Origin of the sequence: Vibrio mytili, assembly GCF_000830505.1 — a bacterium.
Classification (GTDB): domain Bacteria; phylum Pseudomonadota; class Gammaproteobacteria; order Enterobacterales; family Vibrionaceae; genus Vibrio; species Vibrio mytili.
In genome coordinates this window covers 15,788-31,030 of sequence record NZ_JXOK01000006.1, presented here as the reverse complement: position 1 = coordinate 31,030, position 15,243 = coordinate 15,788, and the positions used below count along the sequence as shown (strand labels likewise).

Annotated in this window: 12 protein-coding genes, 3 tRNA genes and 1 pseudogene; 8 read left to right on the top strand and 8 right to left on the bottom strand. The window is 45.5% G+C overall.

What is annotated here, in order from left to right:
• Positions 1-4: 4 nt before the first annotated feature.
• Together yfbR and SU60_RS02530 are read right to left on the bottom strand one after the other, a co-directional pair.
• Positions 5-589, bottom strand: coding sequence for a 5'-deoxynucleotidase (yfbR, locus tag SU60_RS02535; RefSeq protein ID WP_041154178.1), 585 nt, complete (start codon positions 587-589; stop codon positions 5-7).
• Between the two features lie 107 nt (positions 590-696).
• Positions 697-1,911, bottom strand: a complete 1,215-nt coding sequence (locus SU60_RS02530; protein ID WP_041154177.1) for a pyridoxal phosphate-dependent aminotransferase — start codon at positions 1,909-1,911, stop codon at positions 697-699.
• 217 nt (positions 1,912-2,128) lie between these two features.
• On the opposite strand from SU60_RS02530, the gene SU60_RS02525 reads away from it, so the two are divergent.
• The 7 genes from SU60_RS02525 to SU60_RS21905 all read left to right on the top strand — a co-directional run bounded on the left by SU60_RS02525 (position 2,129) and on the right by SU60_RS21905 (position 9,700).
• On the top strand, positions 2,129-3,436 hold the full coding sequence (locus SU60_RS02525; protein ID WP_041154176.1) for an isochorismate synthase: 1,308 nt from the start codon (positions 2,129-2,131) through the stop codon (positions 3,434-3,436).
• Positions 3,433-5,181, top strand: a complete 1,749-nt coding sequence (gene menD / locus SU60_RS02520; protein WP_041154175.1) for a 2-succinyl-5-enolpyruvyl-6-hydroxy-3-cyclohexene-1-carboxylic-acid synthase — start codon at positions 3,433-3,435, stop codon at positions 5,179-5,181. Before SU60_RS02525 ends, menD begins: the two co-directional genes overlap by 4 nt.
• Entirely contained in the window at positions 5,168-5,992 is an 825-nt protein-coding gene (gene menH, locus SU60_RS02515) for a 2-succinyl-6-hydroxy-2,4-cyclohexadiene-1-carboxylate synthase (RefSeq protein WP_041154174.1), read from the top strand. Before menD ends, menH begins: the two co-directional genes overlap by 14 nt.
• 35 nt (positions 5,993-6,027) lie before the next feature.
• Positions 6,028-6,894, top strand: a complete 867-nt coding sequence (gene menB, locus SU60_RS02510; RefSeq protein ID WP_041154173.1) for a 1,4-dihydroxy-2-naphthoyl-CoA synthase — start codon at positions 6,028-6,030, stop codon at positions 6,892-6,894.
• Between the two features lie 112 nt (positions 6,895-7,006).
• A complete protein-coding gene (menC, locus tag SU60_RS02505; protein WP_041154287.1) occupies positions 7,007-7,996 on the top strand; it encodes an o-succinylbenzoate synthase in 990 nt (329 codons plus the stop codon).
• Positions 7,981-9,441 carry an o-succinylbenzoate--CoA ligase gene (gene menE, locus SU60_RS02500; protein ID WP_041154172.1) on the top strand — a complete coding sequence of 487 codons (1,461 nt, stop codon included), beginning with the start codon at positions 7,981-7,983 and terminating at the stop codon, positions 9,439-9,441. Before menC ends, menE begins: the two co-directional genes overlap by 16 nt.
• Positions 9,442-9,541: 100 nt before the next feature.
• On the top strand, positions 9,542-9,700 hold the full coding sequence (locus tag SU60_RS21905) for a hypothetical protein (protein ID WP_041154171.1): 159 nt from the start codon (positions 9,542-9,544) through the stop codon (positions 9,698-9,700).
• Between the two features lie 6 nt (positions 9,701-9,706).
• On the opposite strand, the pseudogene SU60_RS02490 reads toward SU60_RS21905, so the two are convergent.
• The 3 genes and pseudogenes from SU60_RS02490 to SU60_RS02480 form a co-directional block, all read right to left on the bottom strand.
• Positions 9,707-10,638: pseudogene (locus tag SU60_RS02490) on the bottom strand (YeiH family protein).
• Positions 10,639-10,766: 128 nt separating this feature from the next.
• On the bottom strand, positions 10,767-12,641 hold the full coding sequence (locus SU60_RS02485; RefSeq protein ID WP_041154170.1) for an MFS transporter: 1,875 nt from the start codon (positions 12,639-12,641) through the stop codon (positions 10,767-10,769).
• 25 nt (positions 12,642-12,666) lie between these two features.
• On the bottom strand, positions 12,667-13,257 hold the full coding sequence (locus SU60_RS02480) for a TetR/AcrR family transcriptional regulator (protein ID WP_041154169.1): 591 nt from the start codon (positions 13,255-13,257) through the stop codon (positions 12,667-12,669).
• Between the two features lie 268 nt (positions 13,258-13,525).
• Here SU60_RS02480 and SU60_RS02475 point away from each other — a divergent pair, with 268 nt between their 5' ends.
• Positions 13,526-14,401, top strand: a complete 876-nt coding sequence (locus SU60_RS02475) for a Tim44 domain-containing protein (RefSeq protein WP_041154168.1) — start codon at positions 13,526-13,528, stop codon at positions 14,399-14,401.
• 364 nt (positions 14,402-14,765) lie between these two features.
• Here SU60_RS02475 and SU60_RS02470 read toward each other — a convergent pair.
• The 3 genes from SU60_RS02470 to SU60_RS02460 form a co-directional block, all read right to left on the bottom strand.
• Positions 14,766-14,850 (bottom strand) — tRNA-Tyr (locus SU60_RS02470).
• A gap of 98 nt (positions 14,851-14,948) precedes the next feature.
• Positions 14,949-15,033 (bottom strand) — tRNA-Tyr (locus tag SU60_RS02465).
• A 104-nt stretch (positions 15,034-15,137) separates the two neighbouring features.
• Positions 15,138-15,222: transfer RNA gene (locus SU60_RS02460), tRNA-Tyr, on the bottom strand.
• Positions 15,223-15,243: the final 21 nt, after the last annotated feature.

Sequence of the window (15,243 nt, the reverse complement as noted above, 5' to 3'; positions counted from 1 at the left end):
AAAGCTAACTGATTTCGTCTAATGACAGTTCAAAACTTGGCGCGAAAGTGGTCAGGAAGTATTCCATCTCTGGCGTTTTTCGTTCCTGTAGTGTGATATCAAGACGTTTCTTCGCCAAAGCAAATTCGTGATTTCCGGCACTGAGCTCTTCCAAACACTTGAGGTAAGCACAAATGGAGTCCGCTTGTTTGACAATCTTTGCGTCTTCTTCATGTGCAGAATGGGAGAGGAGGAAGGGGGCAAAATCGTCTTGGAACTCTTCTGGAAGCATCAATAGGAGTTTTTGCTCTGCCGCTGATTCTATCTTCTTATATTCCTTCGCGATTTCAGGGCTGTAGTATTTGACTGGAGTGGGCAAATCGCCTGTCAGAACTTCACTGGAATCATGGTACATCGCAAGCAGCGCAATTCGCTCTGGGTTAAGAGCACCGCCGAATTTTTTGTTTTTGATCAGCGCTAAGGCATGCGCGACAAACGCCACTTGCAAACTATGCTCAGAAACATTCTCTGGAGATACAGAGCGCATCAAAGGCCAGCGTTGGATTAGCTTCATTCGTGCCAAGTGAGCAAAAAAATGGCTTTCTTTCATTGCTTCCTCCGTTTCTGGTGTAAAAAAGGAGCTCGTTGTGAGCTCCTCTAAGCATATGAGAGTTCGGCACTAATTACTACCAGCTATTGCTGTAGGGGCTATGAGTATCATTGGCTATAAGTTTGTAAGAAACGCTCAAAGCGACCAATCGCAATTTCCAAATCTTCGACATGCGGTAATGTGACGATTCGGAAATGATCTGGTTTAGGCCAGTTAAACCCTGAACCCTGTACAAGCAGAACTTTTTCCTGTTGTAAGAAATCCAGCACCATTTTCTGGTCGTTCTTAATGTTGTACATCTTGGTATCAATTTTAGGGAATAGGTACATTGCGCCTTTTGGTTTGACACAAGAAATCCCTGGAATTTGAGTAATCAGCTCATAGGCTCGATTGCGCTGTTCGAGTAGCCTTCCGCCCGGAAGTATCAGTTCATTAATACTCTGATAGCCACCAAGTGCAGTTTGAATGGCATGTTGCATTGGGACATTGGCACATAAACGCATAGAGGAAAGCAGTTCTAAACCGCTCACATACTCTTTTGCTAAGTGCTTTGGCCCAGTGAGAAACATCCAGCCACCACGAAAGCCACATACACGGTAGGCTTTAGAAAGACCATTGAATGTCATAACCAACACGTCTTCTGTTAGCGTTGCAACAGACGTGTGTGTCGCACCATCGTAAAGAACTTTATCGTAGATCTCGTCAGCGAAAATGATCAGATTATGCTTCCGAGCAATTTCAATGACTTCAAGTAAGAAATCTCGGCTATAAACCGCACCTGTTGGGTTGTTAGGGTTTATCAGTACGATGCCACGTGTTTTTGGGGTAATTTTGCTTTTGATGTCGTCTAAGTCAGGGTACCAATCAGATTGTTCATCGCAGATGTAATGCACAGGCTTACCACCCGACAGCGCGACCGATGCTGTCCATAGTGGGTAATCTGGTGCTGGAATAAGCATTTCATCACCGTTATTAAGCAACGCTTGCATAGACATCATGATCAACTCAGACACACCGTTACCCACATAGACGTCTTCAACGTCGAGAGAACGGATGCCTTTACGTTGGTAATGCTGCACCACCGCTTTACGCGCGGAGTATATGCCTTTGGAATCAACATAACCCTGAGAAGTTGGCAAATTTCGGATAACGTCAACTAAAATCTCATCAGGGGCATCAAAACCAAATGGGGCGGGATTACCGATATTTAATTTTAGGATTTTATGCCCCTCTTCCTCCATGCGTTTAGCATGTTTGAGTACTGGCCCCCTAATGTCATAGCAGACATTATCGAGTTTTGACGACATCCCGACATTTTGCATTGTTTGATTCCTAAAAATTCGTTAATTTCTTTATTAAAATACAGGAAATTGTTTTTTAATAGAATATATATCTGTGAATTATCCAATTGATGGCTAGTTTTTGTTCAGTTACGATCACGACGTGCAACAAAAGATAGTATATGACCTTGATTTGCTTCGGGTCTAAACTTAGAGTAGCCGTTAGTTACCTTTTATCCTCACATACTTCGAGGTTGATTTGTCAGAGTTTCATCAAGCCGTAACGAAAATAATCGAGCGAGTTCAGCAAACCCAGGGCAATCCGATACGCCTAGTAGAGCCTCTTCGCGAGAAACCAAATTTCTCTTTAATTGATTGGCTTGACGCTCAACCACTTTTTCCCAAGTTTTACTGGCAATCCCGTGATACTCGTGAAGAGGTTGTTGCGTTGGGTCAGTTACATACCTTTGTTGAGCCTAGTCCTGCTTATGCCATTCTTGGTGAAGGGCAAAGGATTTGGGGTGGGCGCTCGTTCGATGGTCAGCATGAAAAGAATCGACGTTGTATGCGCTCGTTCTTTTTCCTACCGCAAATAGAACTGATTCGATTTGATCAACAATGGTCACTTGCGGTGAATGTCAGTAGTGATAAAGCCCGCACATTAGCTGGTTTGAAAAAATTGCTTGGTGATGTCATGTCAGTCGCGCCTATTTCGGTGCATATCCGCTCTGTTGTGCATTCACCGAGTCAGCCTCAGTGGACACAACTCGTGGATAAAGTGCTAAAGGGCATTGAAAATAACGCGTTTAAGAAGGTCGTATTGGCGCGCCGCTCTACGCTTCAACTGGACACTGAACTGAGTGCTGCGCAACTGCTTAAAGCAAGTTCTCAAAGCAATCATCACAGTTTTCACTTCTTAATGAGTCTAGACAGTAAGCACAGTTTTATGGGCTCGACACCAGAGCGCCTTTATTCTCGTGTTGGGTGTGAACTTGAGACGGAGGCACTTGCTGGCACTATCGGGCGGGGTGAAAACGCGATACAAGATATGGAACTGGCCAATTGGTTGTCAAAGGATGCAAAAAACCTGAACGAAAATCAGTATGTGGTTGATGATATTATTGAACGTTTGTCGCCACATTCAGAAGTCGTTGATGTAGAAAAAGAACCGCGTTTAGTCCGGTTGCGTAAGGTCCAGCACCTCAAGCGCAGTATTCATGCGAGTTTGAAAGCGGATATCAATGGTGTCCAGTTGTTGTCTGCTCTGCAACCCACAGCCGCCGTGGCGGGGCTACCACGCGAAGCGTCCATGCAGTTTATCTTGGACAATGAACCATTTGCTCGTGGTTGGTACGCTGGATCCATGGGGTACATTAGCCATGAGCGTGCAGAGTTTTGTGTCGCAATAAGAAGTGCTCTGGTTCAAGGTGAACAAGTCCACTTGTTCGCAGGCGCTGGTATCGTACCAGGATCGGTTGCTGAACATGAATGGGCCGAGCTGGATAAAAAAATGTCGACATTATCGACGTTAATTTCCGATCATCCACCGATTGGAGTGGCATCATGAACGCCGATCAAGCGGTGTTAAACCGTATTTGGTCCGAAACGCTGTTACTAGAATTGAGTCGGTTTGGCGTTAATCATGTCTGTATTGCACCTGGTTCACGGTCTACACCGTTAACATTAGAAGCCGCAGCTCAACCGAATTTCACGCTCCATACGCATTATGATGAGCGCGGGCTGGGTTTTATGGCGCTGGGTTTGGCGAAAGCAAGTAAAGCGCCCGTCGCGGTCATTGTCACGTCGGGTACGGCGGTAGCAAACCTACTCCCTGCGGTTGCAGAGGCGAAGCTAACTGGCGAAAAGCTCATATTGTTAACGGCGGATCGTCCGCGAGAGTTAGTCGGATGTGGCGCGAATCAAGCGATTGAACAGCCGGGTATTTTTTCTCATCATGTTTCTGCCAGTTTATATTTACCCAGCCCAACGCTAGACACACCGCTCAACTGGGTGTTGACTTCCGTTGATGACGTCATGTTTCGTCAACAACAACGCGGTGGAGCGGTGCATATTAACTGCGCCTTCCCTGAGCCTCTATATTCCGATGGTTCGAAAACACAGTATCAACGTTATCTGGATTCTGTGGCGGTATGGAAAACTGACAATGAAACGTATACACGACAATTAACCCGTACCTCTGTGGATGATATTCCGTCGTTTATGGATGATATTCCGTCGTTTATGGATGCGAAAGGCATCGTAGTTATTGGCAGTGTTACGTTGGAAGAGGCCCTCTCTGCGAAGCAATTTGCCGAAAAGTTGGGATGGCCAGTTTTTTCAGATCCTCAAAGTGGCGTGAGCTCACATTGGTCACATTACGACTTGTGGCTGCAAATTCCGAAGCTTGCCCAACAGCTCAATGATTGTGAACTTATCATTCAGTTTGGCAGCCGCATCGTGTCGAAGCGTTTAAATGCTTGGATGGAGGCACACGTTTCTCAACGTCAGCAAGGTCGCAATATTCATTACTGGTATGTTGCTGACTGCGCCAGCAGAAACAATCAAAGTCATCTTCCTCAACTGCATTGGGTAACCACGCCTCAACGCTGGATTTCTACTGCGATTAATGCCCATTCTCTTAACTCTGTCTCTCAATATGGTTGGGCGAATGCGTTGGCGAAGGAGGTTTCGCAGGTTACACATAAAATATCAGACGAAATGCAGCCTGAAACCGATGCTCTCAATGAACTTTTGCTTGCTGCTGACGTTGCCAAGCGAGCCTCAAACGTGGATCTGTTTCTTGGCAATAGTTTGTTTGTTCGCTTGGTGGATATGTTTGCCAAGCTAGAGGCGACCGATGTGTTCACTAATCGCGGGGCTTCAGGTATCGATGGTTTGTTGGCCACTGCTGCTGGTGTGCAGCGTTCCCGTGGCAAACCATTGCTGATCTTCCTTGGAGATACCGCCGCATTGTATGATCTAAACTCGTTAGCCTTGTTTCGCCATCACCACCAGCCAACGGTGATTGTGATAACAAACAACGACGGGGGAGCGATTTTTGACATGCTGCCTGTGCCGTCAGAGCAGCGCGAAACCTACTACCAAATGCCGCACGGTTTTCATTTTGAGTACGCCGCTAAACAGTTTGGCCTGTTATATCAACGGCCATCGACTCTGACAGAATATCAAAATCGCGTCTCTGAACATCTGGAACATGGTCAAGGAACATTGGTCGTTGAAGTTCAAACCCCGCCCCAACAAGCTGCTCAGTTGATGAAGGCGTTTAATATCCGCTTACATGCTTTATTTTGAACGTTATCCCGCAACCCAAAAGCATCAAGGTAGTACTTTGCCTACCTTGGTGTTTTTACATGGTTTACTGGGTAGCGGACAAGATTGGCAAGCGTGCATTAAAGCGTTACCGCAGTTTGAATGCGTCACCATAGATCTCCCTGGGCATGGCGGCAGTCAAGCGACTTTGTGCCAAGATTTACAGGATTGTTGTCAACGCATACACACCACGCTGTCTTCTTTGTTCTCTTATCAGCAACCGCTAATCTTGATTGGTTACTCAATGGGTGGCCGGATTACGATGCACGGAATTGCTAATGACTGCTTTTCTGATCTCAATATTTGCGGAGCGATTGTTGAAGGGGGAAACTTCGGGCTACAAAAAGAGTCAGATAAGCAAGCCAGGTTAGATAATGATCGTCGTTGGGCGCAGCGCTTTGAAACTGAAGCGCTTGGAGATGTTTTGAGCGATTGGTATCAACAACCGGTGTTTTCTTCACTAAACCATGAGCAAAGACAAACACTGATTGCCAAACGAAGTGCTAACCTTGGTGCGGCTGTCGCAACGATGCTGATGGCGACGTCATTGGCAAAGCAGTCTGATTTATTGCCCGCTTTGCAGCGACAACCGATACCAATTTGCTACCTTTGTGGAGTAAACGACAAAAAATTCAGTCAACTGGCTCAATCCAGCGGGTTGATGTATCGCCAAGTGGAAGGTGCGGGACATAATGTTCACTTAGAGCAACCAGAAGCGTTTGCGATACAAATACAACAGACAATTCACTCTCGTTTTGGTCAACGCAACAACACATTGTTGCAAGATCAATAACCTTAACGAGATCAACAATAACAATGGAAACCACCATGGCAAAAACAGTAGGCATTTCTGAAGAAGAACTATACGCTCCGGTAAAATGGCAAGATTGCAGCGATAAATATGAGGATATTCATTATCATAAGTCAGAAGATGGCATCGCTAAAATCACGATTGCACGTCCACAGGTGCGTAATGCGTTCCGTCCACAAACCGTGAAGGAGATGATCGACGCGCTCGCAGACGCACGTTATGACTCCGCTGTTGGCGTTATTGTATTAACTGGTTTAGGTGAAGATGCGTTCTGCTCTGGCGGTGACCAAAAAATTCGTGGTGATTACGGTGGTTACAAAGACGATCAAGGTACACACCATCTTAACGTATTAGATTTCCAGCGTGATATTCGCACGTGTCCAAAACCAGTGATTGCGTCGGTAGCGGGTTGGGCTGTGGGTGGTGGCCATGTTTTGCACATGATGTGTGACTTAACGATTGCCGCTGAAAATGCACAATTTGGTCAAACGGGACCTAAAGTCGGCTCGTTTGACGGTGGCTGGGGTGCGTCTTACATGGCACGCATTGTTGGTCAGAAAAAAGCACGTGAGATCTGGTTCCTTTGCCGTTTTTATGATGCAAAAGAAGCATTAGACATGGGCTTAGTGAACACGGTTGTCCCTCTCGATGAGTTGGAGAAGGAGACCGTTCGTTGGTGCCGCGAGGTATTGCAACATAGTCCAATGGCATTACGTTGTCTTAAAGCCGCATTAAACGCTGACTGTGATGGCCAGGCAGGCCTGCAAGAGTTAGCGGGTAACGCGACCATGATGTTCTACATGACGGACGAAGGCCAAGAAGGACGCAATGCCTTCAACGAGAAACGTCGTCCAGACTTTGATAAATTCCCTCGCAACCCTTAACCAATACAAAAGGGAAGTCAGCCAACTTCCCTGATGTTATTCATCCCAAGTTGCTGACTTATAAATCATAAGTGCAACTTGGTTTGTGTGGTATTGCTCAGGAAAACGAATGATGCGTAAAGCGAAAATCTACCGCTACTGTCTGCCAATGGACAGTGGTGTCATATTACGTGATAACAAGCTCACAGAGCGAACGGGTTATATCCTAGAGTTATCTGATGGCGAACGTTGTGGATATGGAGAAGTAGCGCCCTTACAGGGATTTAGCCTTGAAGGCACCGAAGAGGCGGGTATTCAGCTGCAATCTCAAGCAGAACGTTGGGTCGCTGATCTACCAGTCGATTATGCCAACATGTATCCATCGGTCGCGTTTGGTTTATCAATGGCGCAACTTGAATTAACCAGTGGGCTGCCAAAAGAAGGTCACTACCAGACTGCGCCTCTATGTACCGGCGATCCTGATGAACTGATCCCTAAACTCCATGAGATGGACGGTGAAAAAGTTGCCAAAGTGAAAGTGGGGCTCTACGAACCCATTCGGGACGGTATGCTGGTCAATCTGTTTCTAGAATCCATTCCGCAGCTGACATTACGTTTAGATGCTAATCGTGCTTGGACGCTTGAGAAAGCACAGCAGTTTGCTAAATATGTCACGCCTTCACTACGGCAAAGAATCGCTTTTCTTGAAGAGCCTTGCCGTTCCCCTGGCGACAGCTTATCGTTTGCGATTGATACAGGTATCGCGATAGCGTGGGACGAGACGTTACAAGATGCAGTTCGACGTGAAGATTTCAGTTTAGAAGAACTCACTGGTGTTAAAGCGATTATCATTAAACCCACTTTGATTGGTTCGGTTGAGTTTTGTATTAAACTGATTGAAAAAGCCAAATCATTGGGTATGAAAGCAGTGATAAGCTCAAGTTTAGAATCCAGTATCGGCTTGACTCAACTTGCACGCTTGGCTCAATGGCAGTTACCGGACCAAGTTCCAGGGCTCGATACTATTGGTTTGTTTAAAGCACAATTACAACAAACATGGCCGAAGTGTGAGCTTCCAGTTATTCCGCTTTCAGAGCAGGAGTTAGTGTGGCAATCAGCTTAGATTCTGTTGAAACTGCACCATGGAAATATTGGGCTCAAGTGAGCCCTTTTTCTATTGCGTATGAGACGCCAACTGGCGTGATGGATTGGCAACAGCTGGCGTCACTTATCGACCAATATGCGCACTATCTGATTGAGCAAGGCGTCAAACGTGGTGATGTGGTGACTTTGGTTGGGAAAAACCAACCGGAGACATTGTTGTTTTATCTCGCTGCTCAGCAAATTGGCGCAATAGGGGCGCTGACGATGCCGCAGCCAACGGGGGCTCTGCAAAGTAAATTGCAAACGCTCTATAAACCACATCAAACCAGGTTTGTATGGTTTGCAAGTGATAGCGATAACCAACGTGAGTGCTCGTCAGAGGCGCTGGTGACATTAGATTGTCACGTACTATCAACACCAGTAGCAGTAGGCTTGAGTGCAAATAGTCAACCTCATTCAGCAACTGTCGGTGATGCTACCAGTCATTATTATCATGATAACTTTGCTTCCATTGTTTTTACCTCTGGTTCGACAGGGGTACCCAAAGCGGTGGTTCATACGCATCGACAACACTTTGCTTCGGCGCAAGGGTTATTGAGAGAGCTTACTTATACTGAGCAAGATACTTGGTTATTGTCGCTGCCCCTTTATCATGTGTCTGGGTTAGCAATTGTTTATCGCTGGCTTTTTGCTGGCGCAGTATTAAAAGTTGGTAAGGGCTCACTGGCGGAAGACATCTGCGGTGTTTCACATGCTTCTTTAGTGGCGACTCAGCTTAAACGCTTACTCGAGGACGCTGTGTCTCTGTCATTAACGCATGTACTGCTTGGTGGCAGTCACGTCCCTCATGAACTGGCGATCAGCGCATCGGACAAAGGGATAGAAACCTGGCTCGGTTACGGGATGACAGAAGCGGCTTCAACCGTGACTGCTAAGCAAGTTGACTCGCGGAGTAATGCTGGTCATGTGTTGATGAATCGGGAAGTTCAACTGGTTGATCAGCGTATCTTCATTGGTGGCCAAACTCTGGCGTCTGGTTATTTCTATCAGGGACACTTAACTGCGTTGGTTGATCAACATGGCTGGTTTGATAGCAAAGATTTAGGCGAGTGGCAGGGGGAAGAACTGAAGATTATCGGTCGAGCTGATAACTTGTTTATCTCTGGTGGTGAAAACGTACATTGTGAAGAGATAGAAGCGGTACTAAATCAAATTGAAGGGGTTGTTCAGACTATCGTTATTCCCGTTGACGATCAGGAGTACGGACAACGTCCCATTGCAGTGATTCAAGCGGAAGCATTGCTTGCAGACCAAGCGTATCAACAGGCACTGCAGCAAAAGCTCGAAAAATTTAAGTGGCCGATTGCGTATTATCTGATGCCCGATTCGTTACTTCAGAGTGGAATTAAAATCTCGCGCGCTGCGGTTCGAGAGTGGGTACGAAACACGCGTAACTCATATTAGTCAATTTCGCTATGTATTAGTCACAAAGGGAATTTCGCAACCTTATAACTATGAATCATAATAAAGCCTCTGTGTGAGCAAGAAAGGCATAAGATTCATTATGATTAAAGTGGTGCTGGCTGCGGCCGTTTTACTGCAAATTGGTGTTGCGTTTAGTAGTGATGGATTAGCTCGTTCTTTAGCTGAGCTAACCGCATTTTTAGTTGCTGTGGCGTTGGTTTTCGTCCATCAAAGCGGTACTAAACCACGCCAAGACTAACAGGCACTAACTTAACACTAGCCAGCTCAATGACGTGGTCGAAATTAACACCCACAAACTTACGCCAAATAGAAGTGGCTTAGCTCCGGCTGCTTTTAACTTTCCAATCGATATACTGCATCCAATCAAAAACAAGCAGATCACCAACGATTTTTTAGCAATCATAAAGATGCTGTCATAAGCTATCTCGAATTGTGGGAAAAAATCACTGAATGCAATAGCAGCGCAGTACCAAAAAATAAAGTAGGGAATCACTAACTTCTTCTTGCCACTCTCTTTATTCCTCGGGAAAATATGATCGCACTCACCAACGCAACAGGTATGATCCACAATGCTCGGGCTAACTTAAGCGTAGTCGCCGTAGTCAGTGCCTCCTCACCGTATGCGGACGCGGCACCAACCACCGATGATGTATCATGGATTGCAATCGCAGCCCAAGTACCAAAAGTGTGTTGATCCAAATTTAACGCATGTCCAATGACCGGGAAGATAAACAGTGCAAGTGAGTTGAGTACAAAGACGGTAGCCAGTGCCAACGCAATCTGTTCATCTTTGGCTTTGATTGCTGGCGCGACAGCGGCAATTGCGCTGCCTCCACAAATCGCCGTACCTGACGAAATCAAATACGCAGTGGTTGTCTCAAGCTTAATCACTTTCGCAATCACAGAACCGATGATCAATGTACCTAGAATCGTGGCAATGATAAGTCCAATGCCGTCAGATGTAACGGCCAGTGCCTGTTGAAAATTTATTCCAAAACCCAAGCCAATGATAGAGTAGGACAGCAATTTTTTAGTAATACTGCCAAGGGGCAACTCTTGGGGTACGAAACCAAAGCTCGTCAGTAAGAAGCCAATGACAAGGGCGATTGGAGAGGAAACGAACGGCGTCAGGCACAAAAGCAGTGCCAAGCCAAAAACAATGCGATTTCTGTTCAAAGTGCGGTATTCGTTGTTGGTTGCGAAGGTGGTAGTATAACGCACCTTTACGATCAGTTTGTCTTAATGATTTGAACATATGTTCAGTTTACCTGAACGCCTGTTGTCATCGCTTTTACTTGAGTGTGTTAGCGCCAGTCACCACGCAAAGCCCGCACCTTGTCGTACATAACCTTTGCGGTGGCCTCGGTCGCCATGACAGGCTCACCGGCTTCGATTTCCAATTTAGACCAGAAACGAGAAGGTATGCCTTTACAGGCTCGTCCTTTAGCTCGGCTAAAGTAACTGCCCCATAGCCCTTTTAATGCCATCGGGATCACTGGTACCGGGCTGCGACGCAAAATAATATCAATCCCACGCATAAACTCATGGATCTCACCGTCTGTTGTCAGTTTGCCTTCCGGGAATATACACACAATGTGTCCTTGATTGAGTGCTTGTTCAACGTCATTAAACGCACGTCGAATCGAACTTCGATTGCCAGCAGAAATAGGTATGACGCCAGTTCGACGCAGAAAACGCCGAATTGGAGTCCAATTAGCGTAATCTTCTTCCATCACGAAGCGAATCAAACGTGGGCATACAGCACTAAGAAGTAAGGCATCCATATAGCTGACATGATTACATACGATCAATGCGCCACCTTGTTCAGGCAAATGGTGCAGATTTTTGTGTTTCACTCGATAAATGGTGTGGGTAAGCATCCAAACGACAAAGCGAACTGCGAAAACAGGGATCTGGAGGAAGATATACGCTGCGACCACAAAATTCAGGATGGACAACAAAGCAAACAGTTGTGGAATGGTCATGTTTAATACGCTTAAGCAGATGATGCCAAGCACCGCACTCCCGACCATAAACAACGAGTTAAAAATGTTGAGTCCAGCAATGACCTGAGCTCGTTCGGTTTCCTTCGCTCTGTGTTGCATCAGTGCGTAAAGAGGCACAATAAATAACCCGCCTGACGCTCCAATCATAAGTAAGTAAAAAAACAGTAACCAGAGCCCTTCATATTGGATGAATTCAACGAATGTGGTGAATTGAGGTAAGTTGCTCGGAACCGATGTCGCCATTAAGTAACCAAATATCGTAATGCCCAATGCGCCTAAAGGCACTATGCCGACTTCAATACGATGATGAGAAACCCAGTTGCAAAGAAATGAACCTAGTGCAATACCAATTGAAAAAAGGGCAAGTAAAAAAGAAACCGCGCTCTCGGTTCCGTTTAAGTACACTTTGGTAAAGTTAGGGAACTGGGTGAGGTAGGCAGCGCCTAAAAACCAAAACCAGCTGATCGCCATAATGCACTGAAAGACAGTGCGATCGGATTTTGCAATAGAAAGTGTCCGTTTGGTTTGTTGGTAGGGTTGCCAGCGAAACCGGAGGCTTGGAGCGCTGGGTGGTGCAAGCGGGATCGAACGACTAGAGAGGTAACCCAGCAAAGCGAACAGAACCACACTAAACGCCGCGATGTATTTTGCGTTTTCGGAAGAGGCAATGACACCAGCACCAAGCGTCCCGATAAGAATAGCGATGAACGTACCAGCTTCGACCAAGGCGTTACCAGGCACGAGTTCTTTTGCATTTAGATTTTGTGGTAGGAGAGCGTATTTTACCGGCCCAAAAAAAGCAGACTGTGTGCCCATCAGGAACAATAACAAGAGTAGAATACCGTAACTCTCGGTAATAAATCCTATCGCACCTAACAGCATAATCGCAATTTCGAATAGTTTAACCTTGCGAATAAACCACGACTTTTCGTATTTGTCGGCCAACACACCAGCGGACGCGGAGAACAGGAAAAAAGGCAAAATAAAGAGGCCTGCCGCTAAGTTGATGAATAAGTTGCTCGACACAGGTAACGCACTTGCGCCCGCAAAAGCGACAAACAGTAACAATACGTTTTTGAAAATGTTGTCGTTAAACGCACCGAAAAATTGCGTAATGAAATAAGGCAGAAATTTTCTTTGCTTTAATAGAGAAGGCTGTCTGTCAGAGGACATGAGTATGAGTAATCCTTTATTACCATCACCAGTTTATAAGGTAGTTGGTGAGTAAGTTTTCAATCAACTCTTTACCATCAACCGGTTCACTAGAGAAAAACTTATCATCAACGCTGAGTAGGGTAATACCGTGCACACCAGACCATAAAACGCGACTTGCCTTTAATACTTCAGACTCTGTTCGTTGTGGCGCCATCTGTGCTAGAAGCGATTCGAGCATACCTGTCATACCATCAATGCGCTTAGCATGCCATTCAGGTAACTCTGCCCCGTTCATGTTATGCTCAAAAACCAGTTGCCAACGATACGGATGAGTTTGCGCAAAATCATGGTAGCAATAAGCGAGTTCGAAGAGGGCTTGTTTCGGTTCTGTGCAATTTGCGGTTGCTTGGGTCGCTTCTTGAGAGAGTTCGTCCAACGTCTGAGCGACAGTGTGAAGAAGCAGAAGGTTGTAGTTGCCAAAAACGTTGACTAACGTACTTGGTACATAACCAATCATATTAGCGATCTTACGCAGGCTGAGCTCGTGGTAGGAGCTTTCTTCTAAGAAGGCTTTGACCGTCTTTAAGGTCAGGTTGATTAACTCTTCTCTAGTATGATCGTTTCTACGTGCCATCTTTTAAACTGTTTTATTGAACATCGTTCAATATAATAGTCAGCTACCCGTGCAGCGTCAATAATACAAACCGATTAACCGGTGACATGTTTGGCAATATTCTGAAACAAGTCGGGGCTGTTCGTTTGTTTCCATTCCCAGATAGACAGAGTATGATTCATTTATGTAGGTTTTTAGCGTGCTACTACTGATGATTCGGTTGATATTCAATCTGAACAAGGTAAAGACAGTTCGCTATAGCTATTTTTCGTCAATTTTAAGGATAACGATGAAACGTTTATTTTCGATTGTTGCTCTGTTGATGTTTACCGTTGCTGTAACCCCGATAGCGGAAGCAAAGAGGTTTGGTGGTGGTAAGTCTTTTGGTAAAAGCTTTAAGACAGCACCAGCGCCAAAACAGCAGCAACAAAACACCAATACGATTGGTAAAGAGCAAACTGCTAAATCTCCATCAAGCAAAAAAGGTTTAATGGGTGGTTTGATGGGCGGCCTTTTAGCTGGTGGATTGCTTGCCGCCTTCTTTGGTGGTGCTTTTGAGGGTATTCAGTTTATGGATATTCTTATTATTGGCTTGATTGCTTTCTTGATCTTCAAATTGATGCGCGGCATGTTGGGCGCGAAGCAAGGCAGCATGAATCAGCACCGCCAGCAACCGGCATTTGGTGGCAATCATTCAAAATTCGAGCAGCCAAACATGCACAATTTTGAACAGCAGCCAAACACAAATAATGGTGGTTTTGCGGGCTTTGGTACACAAACTGATGTGCCACACAATTTCCCTCCTGGCTTTGACCAAGCGGCATTTGTAAATGGAGCTCGTGAACACTATCGTATTTTACAAGGTGCATGGAACCACAATCAACTCGAAACGATTGAAGAATACGTATCACCAAGCTTGTTTGAGGACCTCAAATCAGAACGTGCGAAACTCGACGGAGAGCAACACACTGATGTGATGTACATTGATGCTGAGATTGTTCGTGCTGATTATGATGCAAATAAAGCGCAGCTAAGTTTGCAATTTACAGGTCGTTACCGTGATGTAGTTGAAGGTATTGAAGAAGATGTTACCGACATTTGGCATTTGGAGCGGGACCTAACAACACCAAATGCGCCTTGGTTGATCATTGGTATTCAAAGCTAGTCCGATTCGATTCCCTCAATACAATTTAGTCTTAAGATTAAATCCCGCCTCGTTGCGGGATTTTTTATGTCTGGACTTGAGGCTCTAGGAGTGGACTTAAGGTTCTAGGCGCCTAGGTTCTAGGAAAAGAATAGGGGAATAATACTATTACTAATCTGGATCTGGATAAGTCGGTGGTCAATTTGTTGTATATATTAGGGCAGAATTCGCAGTAAGTGATTGGAAGTATGTACATTTTAATAAGCAAGAATGACCAGCTATTTACTACGATTGGTATAATGCTGAGGTAGATTAGTATTGGTAAAACATGAATAGACTGAAGTAGAAACGAAAAAAGCCAGCTCATTGAGCTGGCTTTCCAATATGGTGGAGGGGGACGGATTCGAACCATCGAAGGCAGTGCCGGCAGATTTACAGTCTGCTCCCTTTGGCCACTCGGGAACCCCTCCAGGGTATTTTTTATGCTCTGAAAGCAAACTTAGAAAATGTTTTCCCAACGCGATTTTCCAAGCGATGTTTTATAACACGGAGTGTCACAAAAGCAATATGGTGGAGGGGGACGGATTCGAACCATCGAAGGCAGTGCCGGCAGATTTACAGTCTGCTCCCTTTGGCCACTCGGGAACCCCTCCAGGGTATTTTTTATGCTCTGAAAAGCAAACTTAGAAAATGTTTTCCCAACGCAGTTTTCCAAGCGATATTTTACAACACTAAATTGAGTGTCATAAAAGCAATATGGTGGAGGGGGACGGATTCGAACCATCGAAGGCAGTGCCGGCAGATTTACAGTCTGCTCCCTTTGGCCACTCGGGAACCCCTCCAGGGTATTTCATGCTCTTTAA

Bases quoted from the DNA above. Each gene is read 5' to 3' on its own strand.
- menC (WP_041154287.1), top strand. From the start codon at position 7,007: ATGCGTAAAGCGAAAATCTACCGCTACTGTCTGCCAATGGACAGTGGT.
- SU60_RS02475 (WP_041154168.1), top strand. From the start codon at position 13,526: ATGAAACGTTTATTTTCGATTGTTGCTCTGTTGATGTTTACCGTTGCT.
- yfbR (WP_041154178.1), bottom strand. From the start codon at position 589: ATGAAAGAAAGCCATTTTTTTGCTCACTTGGCACGAATGAAGCTAATC.
- SU60_RS02480 (WP_041154169.1), bottom strand. From the start codon at position 13,257: ATGGCACGTAGAAACGATCATACTAGAGAAGAGTTAATCAACCTGACC.
- menD (WP_041154175.1), top strand. From the start codon at position 3,433: ATGAACGCCGATCAAGCGGTGTTAAACCGTATTTGGTCCGAAACGCTG.
- SU60_RS02485 (WP_041154170.1), bottom strand. From the start codon at position 12,641: ATGTCCTCTGACAGACAGCCTTCTCTATTAAAGCAAAGAAAATTTCTG.
- menB (WP_041154173.1), top strand. From the start codon at position 6,028: ATGGCAAAAACAGTAGGCATTTCTGAAGAAGAACTATACGCTCCGGTA.
- menH (WP_041154174.1), top strand. From the start codon at position 5,168: ATGCTTTATTTTGAACGTTATCCCGCAACCCAAAAGCATCAAGGTAGT.
- SU60_RS21905 (WP_041154171.1), top strand. From the start codon at position 9,542: ATGATTAAAGTGGTGCTGGCTGCGGCCGTTTTACTGCAAATTGGTGTT.
- SU60_RS02530 (WP_041154177.1), bottom strand. From the start codon at position 1,911: ATGCAAAATGTCGGGATGTCGTCAAAACTCGATAATGTCTGCTATGAC.